The following is an 18,242-nucleotide window of genomic DNA, read 5'->3' as shown; positions in this document are numbered from 1 at the left end:
CTTTTAATTATGTGCGCCGTGAAGATGTTGAGCACCTGACGGCGTAAAGCCCGGCGCATAGCGTGCAACACCCAGATCTTCGCTCGGGATAGCCGGAGTACGCCCGGAGATCAGGTCACTCAGCATCTGGCCGGAGCCGCAGGCCATGGTCCAGCCAAGCGTGCCGTGGCCGGTGTTGAGCCACAGATTTTTAAACGGCGTACGGCCTACAACCGGCGTGCCGTCCGGCGTCATCGGTCGCAGGCCGGTCCAGAATGTCGCCTGCTCTACATGCCCGCCGCGCGGATACAGGTCGCGCACCACCATTTCCAGCGTTTCACGGCGAGGTTGCAGCAGTTTGGTATTAAAGCCGACGATTTCCGCCATGCCGCCGACGCGGATTCGGTTATCGAAGCGGGTAATGGCGATTTTGTAAGTTTCATCGAGGATAGTCGAGACCGGCGCGCCCTGCTCGTCGGCAATGGGAATAGTAAGAGAGTAGCCTTTTAGCGGGTAAACTGGAATATCGACAACCCCCTTGAGCAGCCCGGTGGAATAAGAGCCGAAGGCCACGACATAGGCATCTCCCTTCACTACTTCCTGCCCGCACTGTACGCCTGAAATCTGCTGATTTTCACACAACAGGCGGTCAACAGGCGTATTGAAACGGAACTCAACGCCCGCCTCCGCCGCCATGCGCGCAAGATTTTGGGTAAACAACTGGCAGTCGCCGGTTTCATCATTGGGTAAGCGCAGCCCGCCGGTGAGCTTGTGGGCGACATCCGCCAGCGCCGGTTCAACCCGATTCAGCTGGCTAGCCTCCAGCAGCTCGTACGGCACGCCTGCCTCTTCCAGCACGGCGATATCTTTTGCCGCGCTCTCATACTGCTGCGCGGTGCGGAACAGCTGCAACGTGCCGCCCTGGCGGCCTTCATACTGAATGCCGGTGCTGTGACGCAGCTCTTTCAGGCAGTCTCGGCTGTATTCCGCGAGGCGCACCATGCGGCCTTTATTTTCCATGTAGTGACGGGTGTCGCAGTTGCGCAGCATCTGCCACATCCATTTGAGCTGAAACTGCGTGCCGTCGAGGCTGATGGCCAGCGGAGCATGGCGCTGGAACATCCACTTGATGGCTTTTAGCGGCACACCAGGAGCCGCCCACGGCGCTGCGTAACCCGGTGAGATTTGCCCTGCATTGGCGGCGCTGGTTTCCTGCGCCGGACCTGATTCGCGATCGATGACGGTGACTTCATGCCCGGCCTGACGTAAATACCAGGCGCTTGCCACGCCGACAACACCACTTCCCAGCACCACAACACGCATATCTGCTCCGCATTTAGCTAAAAGAATAATCTTCTGATTACATATTGATAACTCAGTTGAAAATGTTATTCAACATACGGCTTTATTATGGTGACTAAACTCACATCTTTGCCCGCCAGGACTGGCACGAGATAATTAGCATCTCCTGCGATGGAAAATATTTTCGCCAAAATAAAATGCTGGGCATGCGGCTAAAATCGCGTCATCGGGATCGATAAATCGTGCAGAAAAAATTTTACTTGTCGGCGCTATCTTTCAGGAGTTGTCTATTCTTGAAAGTGAGGCTTTCCATCCAGAGAGAGCCGAAAACAATGAGGGCGCGCTGATGGCTACCGTAACTGATTTCGCCACAAAGGATCCCAACCGTCTGAGTGACGGCCCCGACTGGACGTTCGAGCTACTGGACATCTACCTGGCCGAGATTGACCGGGTAGCAAAACTCTACAGACTCGACACTTATCCCCATCAAATTGAAGTGATTACCTCGGAACAAATGATGGACGCCTACTCCAGCGTCGGGATGCCAATTAACTACCCGCACTGGTCTTTTGGCAAAAAATTCATCGAAACCGAGCGTCTGTATAAGCACGGGCAACAGGGGCTGGCGTATGAAATCGTCATCAACTCTAACCCTTGTATCGCTTACCTCATGGAGGAGAACACCATCACCATGCAGGCGCTGGTTATCGCGCACGCCTGCTACGGCCATAACTCATTCTTTAAAAATAACTATCTGTTCCGCAGCTGGACCGATGCCAGCTCTATTATCGACTACCTTATTTTTGCCAAAAATTACATTACCCAATGCGAAGAACGTTACGGGGTGGATGAAGTTGAGCGCCTGCTTGATTCCTGCCACGCGCTGATGAACTACGGCGTTGACCGCTATAAGCGCCCGCAGAAGATTTCGCTGCAGGAAGAGAAAGCTCGCCAGAAGAGCCGGGAAGAGTATCTGCAAAGCCAGGTGAACACGCTGTGGCGTACCCTGCCGCGTAAGGAAGAAGAGAAAACCGCCGAGTCCGCCCACCGGTTCCCTTCAGAGCCGCAGGAGAACCTGCTGTACTTTATGGAGAAGAATGCGCCGCTGCTCGAACCGTGGCAGCGCGAGATCCTGCGCATCGTGCGTAAGGTGAGCCAGTATTTCTATCCGCAGAAGCAGACCCAGGTGATGAACGAAGGCTGGGCGACCTTCTGGCATTACACCATCCTCAACCATCTTTATGATGAAGGAAAAGTCAGCGAGCGTTTTATGCTGGAGTTTCTCCACAGCCATACCAACGTGGTGTTCCAGCCGCCCTACAACAGCCCGTGGTACAACGGCATTAACCCGTATGCCCTTGGCTTCGCGATGTTCCAGGACATTAAACGAATTTGCCAGACGCCTACCGAAGAAGACCGTTACTGGTTCCCGGATATCGCAGGTAAAGACTGGCTGGAAACTCTGCATTTTGCGATGCGCGACTTCAAGGATGAAAGCTTTATCAGCCAGTTCCTGTCGCCCAAGCTGATGCGCGATTTCCGCCTGTTTACCGTGCTGGACGACGACCGCAATAACTATCTCGAGATTGCGGCTATCCATAACGAAGAAGGCTACCGCGAGATCCGCGCCCAGCTTTCGGCCCAGTACAACCTCAGCAATCTTGAGCCGAATATTCAGGTGTGGGATGTGGATCTGCGCGGCGACCGTTCGCTAACGCTGCGCTATATTCCGCATAACCGCGCGCCGCTGGACAAAGGCCGTAAAGAGGTGCTCAAGCATGTGCATCGCCTGTGGGGGTTTGACGTGATTATGGAGCAGCAAAACGCGGATGGCAGCGTGGAGTTGCTTGAGCGTTGCCCGCAGCGAACGTCGCTTTAAGAGACAAAAAAACGCTTCCGTCTGGAAGCGTTTTTTATTTCAGGCTATTAGCGACCGTGCATCGCTAAGTCACCCGGCAGATTCTTCTGCATCCTGTGCCAGATCTCACCGCTCTCGCGACCGTAGTTACGCACGGTATCAAACACCTGATCGTGAAGGCTCTGCTGGCAGATTTCCGCCAGACGATGATAGAAACCAAGCGCCAGGCTGCGAGCTTCCGGGTTAGAGAAGTAGTGCCGCCCGATACGGGTATACAGCCCTTTCATCCCGTTGAGGATCAGGCCGTAAATTGGGTTACCGGAGGCAAATGCCAGGCCGCGGAAAATGTTGTAATCAAGATCGGCAAACGCATCGGCATGGTCTTCAACCTGGTTGGCCGTCGCCAGCACTTCCTGCGCTTTATCCGGGTGTTGGCGGATCGCCGTGCGGATAAAGATGGTTGAAATATTGGTACGCACCGACAGCAGGTTATCAATAAGCTGCGGCACGCTGTCATGATCGAGACGGGCCAGAGTTTCCAGAATATTCAGACCTGAAGTTTCCCAGAAATTGTTAACCTTGGTCGGCTTGCCGTGCTGGATAGTCAACCAGCCGTCACGGGCAAGGCGCTGTAACACTTCACGCAATGTCGTTCGGGTTACGCCAATAAGCTCTGATAATTCACGTTCTGCCGGGAGAATTGACCCCGGAGGAAAACGACTATTCCAGATGCTTTCTATAATATACTCTTCCGCGAAACCCGCTGGGCTCTGCGCCTTAATGACCATAGTAAGATTTCCATTACTCAGGTTTTGCAAATTGGACTCATCATACCAGATGCCATACGCTCCAGATAGCGGGGGCAAGGGACAAATGCGGGATCGGTGTTGAATTTTGAGGATAAATGCCTTAACTCGGGATTTTCTGCGGCTTGATAGCCCACCCCATATAGGAGTAACCTGAGAGGTTATTTTCCTATACATCAATATAATACAATGGATAACGGTAACTTAACGATGGAAATGTCTGCCGGGCGGGCTTTGTACCGCAATTTTCTGGGTCAATCTCCTGACTGGTACAAATTAACGCTGATGCTCTTTTTAGTGGTTAATCCGCTGGTCTTTTGGTTTGTCAGTCCATTTATCGCGGGCTGGATGCTGGTTGTGGAGTTTATTTTTACGCTGGCGATGGCACTCAAGTGCTACCCGCTGCTGCCGGGCGGCCTGCTGGCCATCGAAGCGGTTATCGTCGGTATGACCAGCCCCGACCACGTTCGCGCCGAGGTTGCATCTAACCTTGAAGTCCTGCTGCTGCTGATGTTTATGGTCGCCGGGATCTATTTTATGAAGCAGCTTCTGTTGCTGTTGTTCACCCGCCTGCTGCTGGGTATTCGTTCAAAAATAGCGCTTTCGCTGGCCTTTTGCGTGGCTGCCGCTTTTCTCTCCGCTTTCCTCGATGCCTTAACCGTTGTCGCCGTGGTCATCAGCGTCGCGGTCGGCTTCTACAGCATTTACCACCAGGTGGCCTCTGAAGGCACTGAAAGCGGCAATTTGCAGGATGACAGCCGGATTAAAACCGAAAACCGCGAGGTGCTTGAGCAATTTCGTGCCTTCCTGCGCAGCCTGATGATGCATGCGGGCGTGGGAACCGCGCTCGGCGGCGTGATGACGATGGTAGGAGAACCTCAGAACCTTATCATCGCGAAAAATGCCGGCTGGCACTTTGGCGATTTCTTCCTGCGGATGATGCCGGTGACGGTTCCGGTACTGGTTTGCGGCCTGCTGACCTGCGTGCTGCTGGAGTACTCAAAAGTGCTGGGCTACGGGCAAGTGCTGCCGGAAAAAGTGCGCAGCATTTTGCAGGAGTTTGATACCCGCAGCGCTCAGAAACGTACCCGGCAGGACAAAATGAAACTGCTGATTCAGGCCCTGATCGGCGTTTGGCTGATTATCGCCCTTGCCCTGCACCTTGCGGAAGTCGGCCTGATTGGCCTGTCGGTGATTATTCTGGCGACTTCGCTGTGCGGCGTTACCGACGAGCACGCCATCGGCAAAGCTTTTACCGAGGCGCTTCCGTTTACCGCCCTGCTGACCGTGTTCTTTACCATTGTGGCGGTGATTATCGACCAGCATCTGTTTAGCCCGATAATTCAGTATGTGCTCGCCGCTTCCCCACACTCTCAGCTCTCGCTGTTTTATATCTTTAACGGCCTGCTTTCTTCGATATCGGATAACGTTTTTGTCGGCACCGTTTATATCAACGAGGCAAAAACCGCGCTGCAAAATGGCGCTATCGATATCAAGCAGTTTGAACTGCTGGCGGTGGCTATCAATACCGGTACAAATCTGCCGTCGGTGGCTACGCCGAACGGCCAGGCTGCGTTCCTGTTCCTGCTAACCTCCGCCCTTGCACCGCTGATTCGTCTCTCATACGGGCGGATGGTCGTCATGGCGCTGCCGTATACGCTGGTGCTGACTCTGGTCGGCCTGCTCTGCGTTGAATATACTCTTGCGCCCGCAACGGACTGGATGCTTGCCAGCGGCTGGTTAACCACCCCGGAAACCGTGGTTGCACCGCACTAAGGCAATTTAACGGGAAGTCCGCTTCCCGTTACATTTTTTTTCCTTATAAACATCCGATTAGTACGTTATTTTCATCTACGCTACTGGCGCAGAAAAGGATTTGGTTTACACTGCCGATTCTACGCATGCTGCAGGGAAACTGATTATGTTGCGATATTTAAACCAATGCTCCCAAGGACGTACCGCCTGGCTGCTTCTGGCCTTTACGGCGTTCGTTCTTGAAATGGTGGCATTGTGGTTCCAGCACGTTATGGGGCTGAAACCTTGTGTGATGTGTATTTATGAACGCTGCGCACTGTTCGGCGTGATGGGCGCGGGTCTGGTTGGCGCAATCGCCCCAAAAACGCCGCTGCGCTATGGCGCACTGGCTATCTGGCTGTACAGCGCAGGGAAAGGCGTTCAGCTCGCGTGGGATCACACCATGCTTCAGCTTCATCCGTCGCCGTTTGTGACCTGTGATTTCTTTGCTCGTTTCCCGAGCTGGCTGCCGTTGGATAAATGGCTGCCGCAGGTATTTGTTGCTAACGGCGACTGCTCCGTTCGTCAGTGGGAGTTCCTGTCGCTGGATATGGTGCAGTGGCTGCTGGGGATCTTTGCCGTGTTCCTGGTGATTGCGGTTCTGGTACTGATTGGCCAGTTTTTCAAACCGAAACGCCGCGATTTGTTTGGCCGCTAATTTAGCCGCCCGCAGATAACAATAACCCACCTCTCGGTGGGTTATTTTTTTTATGAATGATCGCGTCGGTACAGCGCCCACTCGTCGATTCTTTCGCCGCCCGGTAGCAGGCAATCGGCTCGCTCGCCCTGCGGCGTTTTCACCGCAATGGATTTACCGCCTTTCTGCTGGCAGTAAACCGATGCCGGATTCGCCATTCCGATACTGCCCGGTGGTTTTGGCGCTTCGCGCTCGGCGGTTGCACAGCCGCTTAACAGCAGCATGCCCATTATTATCGTCAGTTTTTTCATTATCCCTCCTGTGAAGAAGGAATATTAGCAGCGAGGCTGGGAAGAAGGCAAAGCCTGTTGCGCCAGCGGGCTAAAACCGGAGAAGGTCGCATTTAACGGACGATGAGCGGAAACCTGCATTGCGGATTTGCAAAAGATACAGACTGCGCCATGGGGATTTGATTCTCGGACATCGTAGGAGGAAGTGCGATACTGCGATCCGCCGCATGACGGACACTGGAATAGTAAATTCAGGATAAAACTCTCTTGTTTTTGGTTATTGAAAATCCATCCTATCACAAAATTAGTTATAAGAAGGATTTATTTATCTGCCGACTCGCGCCGGCAGAAGCGGGCTATCAATCAGCCCACTCGGGCTTGTTCAGGATATGGTCCTGCCAGTCGCGAACTTCGGACTCTTTCACTGCGATATGGCGTACAGAAATACGCTCGCCGTGCATTGCAGCCTTTGAGCCGGTAATCAGCGGGTGCCACTCAGGCAGCGGTTTTCCTTCGGCCAGCAGGCGGTAAGCGCAGGTATGCGGCAGCCACTCAAAGGTCGGCAGATTGTCACGCGTGAGCTTGATGCAGTCCGGCTCATATTCAAAGCGGCGGACGTAATTTTTGCACTGACAGGTTTTGATGTTGAGCTGCTTACAGGCGACGTTGGTGAAATAAATTTCGTCGGTATCTTCGTCCATAAGCTTATGCAGGCAGCACTGGCCGCAGCCATCGCACAGTGATTCCCACTCGGCGTCGCTCATTTCGTCGAGAGTTTTACTTTGCCAGAAGGGAGTGGGTGTCATAGCGGTTCCTGCATTTAAAAATTAAGCTGCACCTTATAAACAGTCTGACACCCGGATGCAAGTTTTGCCGCCCTGAAGCGGCAAATTGTTTACAGCACGCGCGTCGTCAGAGCGTGTCCGGCAAAGCTGACTTCCAGCTCGTCGCCGCTGTTTAGCGGGCCAACGCCTTCAGGCGTCCCGGTCAGGATAACGTCTCCGGCGCGCAGGGTGAAGAATTTGCTCATATAGGCAATAAGCGGCACTATCTTATGGATCATGTCTTCGGTATTGCCCTGCTGGCGTACTTCACCGTTAATTTTCAGCTCAAGCGGCGTATTTTGCGGATCGTGAGTGAATTGCGCGGCCGGAATAAAACCGGAAATTGGGCATGAGTTATCAAAGCCCTTCGCTTTTTCCCACGGCTGGCCTGCCTTCTTCATTTTGGCCTGCAGCTCGCGCAAAGTGAGATCCAGCGCGACGCCATAACCGGCAATCGCTTTGCGCACATGCTCTTCACTCGCCTGTTTCAGGGTCGAACCAATCAAAACTGCCAGCTCAACCTCGTGATGCACCGAACCAAAGTCATGCGGCAGCGCCAGCGGCTGGCGGATGTCGCACAGCGCGCTTTCAGGTTTGATAAACACCACCGGTTCGTCCGGGGTTGCACTGCCCATTTCTTTAATATGTTTGGCATAGTTGCTGCCAACACAGACTACTTTATTAACCGGAAAATCCAGCAGCGCACCCTGCCAGTTATGATGTTGATACATGCCTTTCCTCTGCGTCGTTTGTGTTAACTCAGCTTGATACTAGATAAAAAAATCCCCGGTGAATACCGGGGAAGTGTTTCTAACCGTAGCTTATTTAGCAATCGCGTCCGCCATCTTGCCGATGCTGATGGCGAAGTAATAAGAGCGATTCCAGTGCATCAGAGTGCGGAAGTTGTTGAACACCAGAAACGTTCGCCCCTGGCTATCATCCGGCGTCACCAGCCAGCCTTTTTGCATGGAGGCTGGCAGCATTAAACCGCCCGGCAGCGTTACCCCCAGTTTTTGCCAGCGGGCTACGGTTTTCCCCTGCCCCGGCCGGGTGCCCGCCAGCGCGCTGTTAAAACCGGGGGGAAGCCTGACTTCAAATCCCCAGTTGCCTCCAGAGCGCCATCCTTCGGTCGCCAGATAGTTGGCCGTGGAGGCAAAAACGTCGCTGGTGTTGTTCCAGATATCAATCTTGCCGTCTCCGTCGCCGTCTTTGCCATAGCGCAGCAGAGAGCTGGGCATAAACTGGTTTTGCCCCATCGCCCCGGCCCATGAACCTTTCATCTGCTCCGCGCTAATATCGCCACGCTGAATAATTTTTAGAGCGGCCATCAGTTCTTTAGTGAAAAACGCCTCGCGCCGACCTTCAAAAGCCAGCGTTGCCAGGGCGGAGATAACATCCTCTTTGCCCTGAAGCTTGCCAAAGTGACTTTCCATCGCCCATAACGCGACAATGTAGTTACTCTGTACGCCGCTACTGGCGCTGACTCTGGCAAGCTCTTCACGGTGCTGTAACGCCAGGCTTCGCGCCTGCTTTATTTTTGCCGGAGTAATAACCCGCTTCAGGTAATCATCGAGAGTTATTTTCTTCTCCAGCTGATTACGGTCGGATTTAATTACCCGGTCAACAAAATGAATATGGGCAAAGGCCGACTTCAGGGTGGCATTACCGATCCCCTGAGCTTTGGCTTCGGTTTTTAGTTTTGCTACAAAGGCCGGGAATTCAGCGGGGTCGCGCCCCTGTTCGGCCAGTGTGGTAACGGGCGGTGCGGGAGATGCTTTTGCCTGAGGAGTCGCGGAGGCGGCGGGTGCCGCCTCCGCTTTAGACGTTTGGCCGTAACAACTGGCAAGCATTAAGGCGCTGAGGGTCAAACAAAATGCTGAAGTTTTCATCATCCTTCCCGCGATTATTTGTTTTACACATCTTCATGCTTAATGCCCGGAAAAGATTTACCGGCAGTCCGAATTTTATTTTTTAGGACTATTTTCCAGGTGCATTGTCAGCAAACTTTCAATCGGCGGCGGCAGCTGCAAATAATAACCTTCACTTTCCAGTGCCTGTTTAACTTTTTCAAGATCGGCGTTAACCAGTTTCTTACTGCCATCCAGCGGCAGCAGCATCGACAGCACGGGTTTACCAAAGCCTTTCATCAGTTCTTCCGGCACGCGGGAGAAATCGTCCTTTTTTTCGACATAAAGATAAGTCTGGTCACGTTTGGTACTTCTGTAGATCACACAAAACATTTTTTTTACTCTATTTTCGCCAGCTTGTGGCTTGCCTGAATATAAGCTGGACTATAACATGCCTGGTGTACTTCGGAATATCGTCCCACAATTGTGGGGATTGAAACTGAATTGAGTAAGGCCAGGATGTCAAACACGCCAATCGAGTTAAAGGGCAGCAGTTTTACCTTATCTGTGGTTCATTTGCATGATGCACAACCCGAGGTTATTCGCCAGGCTCTGGAAGACAAAATCGCCCAGGCGCCGGCGTTTTTAAAAAATGCCCCGGTAGTGGTTAACGTCGCCAGCCTCGATGGTTCCGTCAACTGGAAAAAAGTACAGCAGGCCGTGACTTCCACCGGCCTGCGCGTGGTGGGGATCAGCGGCTGTAAAGATGAGGCCTTAAAAGCCGAAATCGAGCGGGCTGGCCTGCCATTGTTAAGTGAAGGGAAAGAAAAGGTTGTCAGAACGCCAAAGGCCGCCCCCGCTGAGCCGGTGGTGGTCGCTGCGCCAACTGTTACCCCTGTCACAAAAACACGCTTAATTGATGCCCCCGTGCGTTCCGGGCAGCGCATTTATGCGCCAAACTGTGACCTGATTGTGACCAATCATGTTAGCGCCGGTGCAGAACTGATAGCAGATGGTAATATTCATATCTACGGCGTGATGCGTGGCCGTGCGCTGGCCGGTGCCAGCGGCGAACGTGATGCACAAATATTTTGTACTAACCTGGTAGCAGAGCTGGTCTCTATAGCGGGCGAATACTGGCTGAGTGAGCAGATCCCAGCCGATTATTATGGAAAAGCGGCCCGCCTTAGCCTGGCGGGTGGCGCACTTTCCGTTCAACCTTTGAATTAAGCCCTTTTAACAAGGAAATCCTTTATGGCACGCATTATTGTTGTTACATCGGGTAAAGGGGGCGTCGGTAAGACCACGTCCAGCGCGGCCATCGCTACGGGTTTGGCCCAAAAGGGAAGAAAAACCGTGGTTATCGATTTCGACATCGGTCTGCGTAACCTCGACCTGATTATGGGTTGTGAGCGCCGCGTGGTGTACGACTTCGTTAACGTTATTCAGGGTGATGCGACGCTTAACCAGGCGCTGATCCGCGATAAGCGTACCGAACAGCTTTATATTCTGCCTGCTTCACAAACCCGCGATAAAGACGCACTGACCCGCGAAGGCGTGGCCAAAGTGCTGGAAGACCTGAAAAACATGGACTTCGAGTTTATCGTTTGTGACTCCCCGGCAGGTATCGAAACCGGTGCGCTGATGGCGCTCTATTTTGCGGATGAAGCGGTTATCACCACCAACCCGGAAGTCTCCTCGGTGCGTGACTCGGACCGTATTCTCGGCATCCTTTCTTCCAAATCCCGTCGCGCTGAAAACGGTGAAGATCCGATTAAAGAGCACCTGCTGTTAACCCGTTACAACCCGGGCCGCGTCAGCAGAGGCGACATGTTGAGCATGGAAGATGTGCTTGAAATTCTGCGTATTCCGCTGGTTGGGGTTATCCCGGAAGACCAGTCGGTGCTGCGCGCGTCTAACCAGGGCGAGCCGGTTATTCTTGACGCCGAGTCTGATGCGGGTAAAGCCTACTCAGATACCGTTGAACGCCTGCTCGGAGAAGAACGCCCTTTCCGCTTCATTGAAGAAGAGAAGAAGGGTTTCCTGAAACGCCTGTTCGGAGGATAAGTTATGGCATTACTCGACTTTTTTCTGTCACGAAAAAAGAACACCGCCAACATCGCCAAAGAGCGTTTACAGATTATCGTGGCCGAGCGCCGTCGTAGTGATGCAGAGCCGCACTACCTGCCTCAGCTACGCAAAGATATTCTTGAGGTGATTTGTAAATACGTGCAGATCGACCCGGAAATGGTCAGCGTACAGCTGGAACAAAGGGACGGTGATATTTCGATCCTGGAGTTGAACGTTACGCTGCCGGAAGCGGAAGAAGCAAGCAAGTCTGCCTGAATTAAAAAACCCCCTGCATTTGTCAGGGGGTTTTATTTTTCAGAGATCGCTAAAATCTTATTAAGATCTTTCTTAGCAACACCCTGCCCATATATTTCGACCTGAAAATAATACTGTGATTATTTCCAGGTGACGAGACTTTCTTAATAATCAGCCAGCAGTTTTGTTAACGCTTCGGCCATTAATTCAGCGCGCCAGCCGCTAATTAATTCCGGCTCAACGGCCTGTGGCTTCAATTTCCAGTGCCAGTTCAGCAGCTGGTTTATTTGGCGGCGTGAAGCCAGCAGCTCGGCGCTAAGCCCTTTTGCTTCGCTAACTTCCTGCACCAGCGCCTTGATAGCTTTAAATACCCGGCGGTAACCCGGCATATCTACCAGATTTTGTAACGGCTCCGGCAATTCACTCTCAGGCAACGCCTGAGCTTCGGCTACCATCGCCACCAGCGCTTTACCGTGAAAGCGGATTTCGCTGCCGCTAAGGCCCAAAGCGTCCAGCTCTCCGAGCGAGCCAGGCATATAACGCGCAACCTGCCAGAGATTTTCCTCGCGTACCACGAAGTTGACCGCCATATCACGCTCGCGCGCCTTACGCAGACGCCAGGCCGCCAGCTTTTTGAGGCAGGCAAGCTGGCGAGTACGCAGCTGCCACGCGTTGCTAATTTCGCGCCATGCCTCTTCCGGATCCAGCTGATCGCGACGGCGTGTACACATCAGGCGGCATTCATCCAGAGCCGCGCTCATCCAGCCTGCCGCTTCGGTTTCTGCCATCAGCTTTTGCGCGATAGGCAGCAGGTAAAGCACGTCCGCTGCGGCATATTCACACTGGCGCTCGGTCAGCGGGCGTGCCAGCCAGTCGGTGCGGGATTCGCTTTTGTCCAGCGCGATGCCGGTATATGACTCAACGATGGTAGCGAAGCCGCAGGAGAGCGGGCGCCCGGTGAATGATGCAAGAATTTGGGTATCGATAAACGGATCCGGCAACATGCCAAAAGCGTTCAGGAAGACTTCGAGATCTTCGCTACCGGCGTGCAGGTATTTAACCGTATCGGGATCCTGCAGAAGCGCTTTAAACGGCGACCAGTCGCTAATGGCTAGCGGGTCTATCAACGAGGCCTGCTGGCCGTCATAGAGTTGGATCAGGCCCAGCTGCGGGTAATAAGTACGGGTGCGGACAAATTCGGTGTCCAGCGCCAGCGCGGGGAACTGACGAGCGGCCTGGCAGACGGCGGCCAGTCCTTCATCGGTAGTAATCATCTGGTAGGTCAAATTCAGTTCTCTTAGGTTGCGCCCATAAAAAATGCCGGCGAACCGGCATCAGGACGAGTGACTTGGAGCTCAGGCGTTATTGTTGCCTGTCTTGCTCGCTTCGTCACGTAGTTCTCGTCGTAAAATCTTCCCGACGTTAGATTTAGGCAGTTCCGTGCGGAATTCTACCAGTTTCGGCACCTTATAGCCGGTCAACTGGCGGCGGCAGAAGGCAATCAGCGCCTCTTCGGTCAGGGCCGGATCTTTCTTCACCACGAAGATTTTTACGTTTTCGCCGCTAACGCCAGCAGGGACGCCCACGGCCGCAACTTCCAGCACGCCTTCGTTCTGCATCACCACATCTTCGATTTCGTTTGGATAAACGTTAAACCCGGAAACGAGGATCATGTCTTTTTTGCGGTCAACGATGTTCATAAAACCTTCGTCGTTCATTACCGCAATATCACCGGTGCGCAGCCAGCCATCCTTGAGGATCTCATCGGTCTCTTTAGGGCGCTGCCAGTAGCCAAGCATCACCTGCGGGCCTTTAACGCACAGTTCGCCAGGCTCGCCCGGCGGCACTTCGTTGCCTTCATCATCAATGAGCTTCACGTCGGTTGACGGCACGGGCAGGCCGATAGAGCCGCTGTGGTAATCAATGTCGTGCGGGTTTGCGCTGACCAGAGGCGCGCACTCCGTCAGCCCGTAGCCTTCAAGCAGGTAGCGGCCGGTAAGCTTTTCCCAGCGCTCGGCAACGGCATGTTGAACCGGCATCCCTCCGCCTGCCGAAAGATGCAGGCTGGAGAAGTCGAGCTGCTGGAAATCTTTATTATTCAGCAGCGCGTTAAAGAGCGTGTTTACGCCGGTCATGGCGGTGAACGGATATTTCGCCAGCTCCTTCACCAGGCCCGGAATATCACGCGGGTTGGTGATTAGCAGGTTTTGCCCGCCGATGTCGATAAACAGCAGGCAGTTAATGGTCAGAGCAAAGATGTGGTACAGCGGCAGCGGGGTCACCACCAGCTCCTTGCCCTCGTGCAGCAGCGGGCTGTATGCCGCCCTCACCTGTTCGAGGTTCGCCAGCATGTTGCGGTGGGTAAGCATTGCGCCCTTCGCCACGCCGGTGGTGCCGCCGGTATATTGCAGGAAGGCAAGATCGTCATTGAGGATCTCAGGCTTGATGTACTGCATGCGGTAGCCGCTTTGCAGCGCCCGGCGGAAGGAAATAGCGTGTGGCAGATGGTATTTTGGCACCAGACGCTTAATGTACTTCACCACAAAGTTAACCAGCGTGCCTTTTGCCCCGGAGATTTGATCGCCAAGCCGGGTCAGGATCACATGCTTAACCTGCGTTTTTTCGACAACTTTTTCCAGCGTGTGGGCAAAGTTCGACACTATCACGATAGCGCTGGCGCCGCTGTCGTTCAGTTGGTGCTCCAGCTCGCGCGGGGTATAAAGCGGGTTAACGTTAACCACCACCATTCCGGCACGTAAAATACCAAATAGCGCCACCGGATATTGCAGCAGATTTGGCATCATCAGCGCTACGCGGTCGCCTTTCTTAAGACCCAGCCCCTGCTGCAAGTAAGCGGCAAATGCCCGGCTACGCTCCTCCAGTTTACGGAAGGTCATCACCTCACCCATATTGATAAAGGCGGGCTTATCGGCATAGCGAGTCACGGCCTGCTCAAACATATCAACCAGGGATTGATAGCGATCGGGATTTATTTCAGCCGCAACGTCGGCCGGGTAGCGGTTAAGCCAAACCTTATTCAAGGATCCACCTCTGAAATTATTATTTGTCGTCATCACAACCCCAGGCAACACACATTTCGTTAACATAATATTAACTCAGCGTACCAGTTTATTAATTAGCCTGATTAAAGGTTGCGAAGCGCATCACTAAATTTTTTCATCCGTCCTGGATAAAAACAAACAGCGGCCAGGCCGCTGTTTGAAAGTATTTTTAAAACAACAGATTATTCGGTTACAACGGTTTGCACCTGTGCGGGCCCCGGGTTATACCATCCGCCCCACATGCCGTAGTGGCCGCGGTACGGGTAAGGCCCGCCCCAGAACCACGGGTCAATTGGCTGCGGCGGCATCACCACCTGCTGGGTAACATTCCAGCGTTTATAGCCGATGGCCTGCATGGTCATAAACTTATAAGGCGTCTGGCCGATTTTCCCCTCGGTGGTGCCGGTAATCGGCCCAACTACGGTCACCAGCTGGTTTCGGAAGTCTACCGGATCGAGGAAACCGTTCACGTCCGCATAAATGCGGCCATGAGAAGGCTCGTTCAGGGCCGGCCGGGCACCTTCATCCAGGCTAACGGTGGCAATCTCCAGACGGGTTTTCCCCTTCAGGTTATCCACGTTGACCACCCGACCACCGAAGCGAGCTTCCTGCCCTACATAAAGATTTGGAGCGCTCATTACCGCGGTCAAATCTTGCTGAGGCGTCGCGGAAGTCCCTTTAATGGCATCCGGCACGCTAACACAGCCGCTTAAAACCAGCGCTGCCGTGGCGGCAAGCAGCCAACTGCACTTTTTAACATTACGAACAGCCATACCTCATCTCCTTACCTCTGCCCCGTTCAGGGCGCGGGCATTACTCTCTGCCGGGAAGCTTTTTCCAGGTCACTTCATTGCGCAGATAGACCGGCTCGGCGTGCTCAACGGCGACGGTTTGCCCGGCGTTGAAGGCCAGCAGCGCGAGCGGCAGCATATCTTCCGCTTCGGGCAGCGTGGTTTCACCGTCCTGCAATATAAGTCCGCTATCCTGAGCCATATCAGGCCAGGCCTGCCAGCCTGTACCGACTGTAGACCAGCTCCCGCTGAGTTGTTTCAACCGGGCGGCAACGGCGTCCGGCTTAAGCACGGCTTCACTTTCTTCACCGTGCCAGACGCCCTGCTCGTCTCGCTGATATTCGGCCCAGTAAACTTCACCCATGCGGGCGTCGATAGCCGCCAGCACGCGGGTCGCCCCGGTACGGCGGAACGCACCCTGTGCCATTGTGGCAAGCGTAGATACGCCAATCATCGGCAGTTCGGCACCCAGCGCCAGTCCCTGCGCAATACCAATACCAATTCGCACGCCGGTAAAACTCCCCGGGCCGCGCCCGTAGGCGAGTGCGTCCACATCAGACAAAGTAATTTCGCCCTGGTTCAGGATGTCCCGCACCATTGGCAAAATTCTTTGAGTATGCTCGCGCGGGCAGAGTTCGAAATGGGCGTACGACGCCGCGTCGTTTTGCAGGGCAACAGAACAAGCTTCTGTTGCGGTATCGATGGCTAAAATTCGCATGGACTTGCCAACCTCTGGCGGAGATAAGGTCAAAAAACGGCGCGCATCATACCATAGCCTGGCACAAATTACTGCCGGGCTGTGGCATTGAGGAACTCAACTGCCCGATTTATGTCCCGCGTGCGGGGTGTCGGCGGCAGGCTATTGAGGAAAACCGCGCCATAAGGACGCATTACAAGGCGGTTGTCGCAGATAACCAGCACGCCTCTGTCTTCCACGTCGCGGATCAGGCGGCCAACACCCTGTTTTAGCGTAATAACCGCATCCGGTAGCTGGACGTCGTCAAACGGCTCGCCGCCGCGCAGGCGGCAGTCTTCCATGCGCGCTTTAAGCAGCGGATCTTCCGGCGAGGTAAACGGCAGTTTGTCGATTATCACCAGCGAGAGCGCGTCGCCTCTTACGTCAACACCTTCCCAGAAGCTGCTGGTCGCCACCAGCAAAGCATTACCGGCCTCAACAAACTGCTGTAGCAGCTGCCCTTTACTGGTTTCGCCCTGCAACAGTACCGGCAGCGTCATGGTCGCGCGGAACTGCTCGGCAAGGTCCCGCATCATCGCGTGGGAGGTACACAGCATAAAACAGCGCCCGTTGTTGGCTTCGATAAGCGGGCGCAGCAGGTTTGCCAGATGGCGAGCGCCGTGCGGCTGGTTTGGCGTTGGCAGCCCCCGGGGGACACACAGCAGCGCCTGCTTTGCATAATCAAACGGGCTTGCCAGCAGCAGCGTTTCCGCCTCTTCTATCCCCAGACGCTCGGTGAAATGGCTCATTTTGTCATTCACCGACAGCGTGGCCGAGGTGAATATCCAGCAGCCGGACTTCTCTCGAATCACTTCTTTGAACTTGTCGGCGACGGAAAGCGGCGTTAACGCGAGGGTAAAATGGCGCGAGTTGCATTCGTACCAGTAGCTGTAGCCCGGCTGGTTAATCTCTTTCAGGCGCTTGATGCGCCCGCGGTATACCACCGCTCGCTCGAAGGCGGCATCCAGCAACGCCGAGCGACCAAGGGAGAGCTTTGCCACGTCGTAGCAAAGCTCCAGCGCGTCATCTAACAGCAGCAGCGCACGCTGAATGGTAGGTTCGGCCAGCAGCTCGCGCAGGTTGCCCCGGTAGCCGGGGTCGCCGAGCTGGAGCCGGAAGTCCTGGGTACGCTGCGCCAGGCTGTCGGCGCTTTTTTGCAGTTGCTGAGCGTCACGCACCTCGGTGCGGTAGGCAATGGAGATATCTTTGGCAAGGTCCAGAAGCTGGCGGCTGGAGATCGACTGGCCAAAATACTGGCTGGCGATATCAGGAATTTGGTGCGCTTCATCGAAGATAGTGACTTCTGCTTGCGGGATAAGCTCCGCAAAACCGCTCTCTTTCACCACCATATCGGCCAGATAGAGGTGATGGTTTACCACCACTACGTCGGCATCCATCGCTTTTTTGCGCGCCTTCACCACAAAGCAGTCCTGATACTGCGGGCAGTCCTGCCCCAGGCAGTTATCGTTGGTGCTGGTGACCATCGGCCAGACGGTGGAATCCTCGGCTACCGAACCGCAGGTGCTGATATCGCCGTCTACGGTTTCAATCGCCCAGTTGCGCAGATGAACAACGTCGCTTAGCGCCTGTACCGGGAGATCGCCCCCCGCCAGCGCCTGCTGTTCAAGCCTTTCAAGGCAAAGATAGTTGGAGCGGCCTTTCAGCAGCGCCACGCGCCCGTTGAATTTCAACGCGCCCGAAATGGTTGGCAAGTCACGGGAGAACAGCTGATCCTGTAACGCCTTGGACCCGGTGGAGATAATGACTTTTTTACCAGAGCGCAGCGCGGGAGCAAGATAAGCGTAGGTTTTACCCGTCCCGGTTCCCGCCTCGACTACCAGCTCGCTGCCGGCTTTAATTGCTTTGCTTACCGCCTGCGCCATCTCGCGCTGGGCCTCTCGCGGCCTGAAGCCGGGGATCACCGTAGCCAGTTGGCCGTCTGCTGCAAAATCGTCCGTCACGTTACCCCCTGGTTAAATTGCCAGTGATTA

19 protein-coding genes are annotated in these 18,242 nt (G+C 54.3%); 6 read left to right on the top strand and 13 right to left on the bottom strand.

What is annotated here, in order from left to right; translation table 11 throughout:
• Positions 1 to 3 precede the first annotated feature (3 nt).
• The gene (locus ACG1VR_RS09670; protein WP_395490789.1) at positions 4 to 1,302 is read right to left on the bottom strand and encodes a D-amino acid dehydrogenase; all 1,299 of its coding nucleotides are present in this window, start codon (positions 1,300 to 1,302) and stop codon (positions 4 to 6) included.
• A gap of 325 nt (positions 1,303 to 1,627) precedes the next feature.
• Between ACG1VR_RS09670 and ACG1VR_RS09665 the strand changes: the two genes are divergently transcribed.
• On the top strand, positions 1,628 to 3,160 hold the full coding sequence (locus tag ACG1VR_RS09665; protein WP_039898323.1) for a SpoVR family protein: 1,533 nt from the start codon (positions 1,628 to 1,630) through the stop codon (positions 3,158 to 3,160).
• Between the two features lie 47 nt (positions 3,161 to 3,207).
• On the opposite strand, the gene fadR is transcribed toward ACG1VR_RS09665, so the two are convergent.
• A complete protein-coding gene (fadR, locus tag ACG1VR_RS09660; RefSeq protein ID WP_016536869.1) occupies positions 3,208 to 3,927 on the bottom strand; it encodes a fatty acid metabolism transcriptional regulator FadR in 720 nt (239 codons plus the stop codon).
• Positions 3,928 to 4,155: 228 nt separating this feature from the next.
• Here fadR and nhaB point away from each other — a divergent pair, with 228 nt between their 5' ends.
• Together nhaB and dsbB are read left to right on the top strand one after the other, a co-directional pair.
• Complete coding sequence (gene nhaB / locus ACG1VR_RS09655) at positions 4,156 to 5,721, top strand: sodium/proton antiporter NhaB (protein WP_395490788.1); 1,566 nt, start codon at positions 4,156 to 4,158, stop codon at positions 5,719 to 5,721.
• Between the two features lie 145 nt (positions 5,722 to 5,866).
• On the top strand, positions 5,867 to 6,397 hold the full coding sequence (gene dsbB, locus ACG1VR_RS09650; protein ID WP_016536872.1) for a disulfide bond formation protein DsbB: 531 nt from the start codon (positions 5,867 to 5,869) through the stop codon (positions 6,395 to 6,397).
• A gap of 50 nt (positions 6,398 to 6,447) precedes the next feature.
• On the opposite strand, the gene ACG1VR_RS09645 is transcribed toward dsbB, so the two are convergent.
• The 6 genes from ACG1VR_RS09645 to ACG1VR_RS09620 form a co-directional block, all read right to left on the bottom strand.
• On the bottom strand, positions 6,448 to 6,687 hold the full coding sequence (locus ACG1VR_RS09645; RefSeq protein ID WP_016536873.1) for a DUF333 domain-containing protein: 240 nt from the start codon (positions 6,685 to 6,687) through the stop codon (positions 6,448 to 6,450).
• A 24-nt stretch (positions 6,688 to 6,711) separates the two neighbouring features.
• Positions 6,712 to 6,954 carry a hypothetical protein gene (locus tag ACG1VR_RS09640; RefSeq protein WP_371810769.1) on the bottom strand — a complete coding sequence of 81 codons (243 nt, stop codon included), beginning with the start codon at positions 6,952 to 6,954 and terminating at the stop codon, positions 6,712 to 6,714.
• Between the two features lie 71 nt (positions 6,955 to 7,025).
• Complete coding sequence (locus tag ACG1VR_RS09635; protein WP_016536875.1) at positions 7,026 to 7,472, bottom strand: YcgN family cysteine cluster protein; 447 nt, start codon at positions 7,470 to 7,472, stop codon at positions 7,026 to 7,028.
• A gap of 89 nt (positions 7,473 to 7,561) precedes the next feature.
• Entirely contained in the window at positions 7,562 to 8,221 is a 660-nt protein-coding gene (locus ACG1VR_RS09630; protein WP_216374434.1) for a fumarylacetoacetate hydrolase family protein, read from the bottom strand.
• A 90-nt stretch (positions 8,222 to 8,311) separates the two neighbouring features.
• Positions 8,312 to 9,379: a lytic transglycosylase domain-containing protein gene (locus tag ACG1VR_RS09625; RefSeq protein ID WP_395491082.1), complete on the bottom strand. Its 1,068-nt coding sequence runs from the start codon at positions 9,377 to 9,379 to the stop codon at positions 8,312 to 8,314.
• A gap of 75 nt (positions 9,380 to 9,454) precedes the next feature.
• Complete coding sequence (locus ACG1VR_RS09620) at positions 9,455 to 9,730, bottom strand: YcgL domain-containing protein (protein WP_016536878.1); 276 nt, start codon at positions 9,728 to 9,730, stop codon at positions 9,455 to 9,457.
• A gap of 126 nt (positions 9,731 to 9,856) precedes the next feature.
• Between ACG1VR_RS09620 and minC the strand changes: the two genes are divergently transcribed.
• From minC to minE, 3 genes are read left to right on the top strand one after another with little or no spacing between them, the layout of a single operon-like run.
• Entirely contained in the window at positions 9,857 to 10,567 is a 711-nt protein-coding gene (gene minC, locus ACG1VR_RS09615) for a septum site-determining protein MinC (protein ID WP_039898325.1), read from the top strand.
• Positions 10,568 to 10,591: 24 nt separating this feature from the next.
• Positions 10,592 to 11,404, top strand: a complete 813-nt coding sequence (gene minD, locus ACG1VR_RS09610; protein WP_016536880.1) for a septum site-determining protein MinD — start codon at positions 10,592 to 10,594, stop codon at positions 11,402 to 11,404.
• A 3-nt stretch (positions 11,405 to 11,407) separates the two neighbouring features.
• Entirely contained in the window at positions 11,408 to 11,683 is a 276-nt protein-coding gene (gene minE, locus ACG1VR_RS09605) for a cell division topological specificity factor MinE (RefSeq protein ID WP_016536881.1), read from the top strand.
• A 143-nt stretch (positions 11,684 to 11,826) separates the two neighbouring features.
• Here the strand turns inward: minE and rnd are convergent, their stop codons facing one another.
• The 5 genes from rnd to ACG1VR_RS09580 form a co-directional block, all read right to left on the bottom strand.
• Entirely contained in the window at positions 11,827 to 12,948 is a 1,122-nt protein-coding gene (rnd, locus tag ACG1VR_RS09600; RefSeq protein ID WP_115586359.1) for a ribonuclease D, read from the bottom strand.
• Positions 12,949 to 13,017: 69 nt separating this feature from the next.
• Complete coding sequence (gene fadD / locus ACG1VR_RS09595; RefSeq protein ID WP_172569729.1) at positions 13,018 to 14,703, bottom strand: long-chain-fatty-acid--CoA ligase FadD; 1,686 nt, start codon at positions 14,701 to 14,703, stop codon at positions 13,018 to 13,020.
• Positions 14,704 to 14,906: 203 nt separating this feature from the next.
• On the bottom strand, positions 14,907 to 15,497 hold the full coding sequence (locus ACG1VR_RS09590; protein WP_016536884.1) for a Slp family lipoprotein: 591 nt from the start codon (positions 15,495 to 15,497) through the stop codon (positions 14,907 to 14,909).
• Between the two features lie 40 nt (positions 15,498 to 15,537).
• Positions 15,538 to 16,233 (bottom strand): tRNA (adenosine(37)-N6)-threonylcarbamoyltransferase complex dimerization subunit type 1 TsaB, encoded by a 696-nt coding sequence (gene tsaB / locus ACG1VR_RS09585; RefSeq protein WP_395490787.1) that lies wholly within the window; start codon positions 16,231 to 16,233, stop codon positions 15,538 to 15,540.
• A gap of 68 nt (positions 16,234 to 16,301) precedes the next feature.
• Positions 16,302 to 18,212 (bottom strand): ATP-dependent DNA helicase, encoded by a 1,911-nt coding sequence (locus ACG1VR_RS09580; protein WP_227317138.1) that lies wholly within the window; start codon positions 18,210 to 18,212, stop codon positions 16,302 to 16,304.
• Positions 18,213 to 18,242 lie beyond the last annotated feature (30 nt).

The organism is Cedecea davisae (assembly GCF_044095835.1).
Taxonomy (GTDB): Bacteria; Pseudomonadota; Gammaproteobacteria; order Enterobacterales; family Enterobacteriaceae; genus Cedecea; species Cedecea davisae.
Note: the sequence above shows the minus strand (reverse complement) of the source record. Positions and strands in the feature narration are given on the sequence as shown.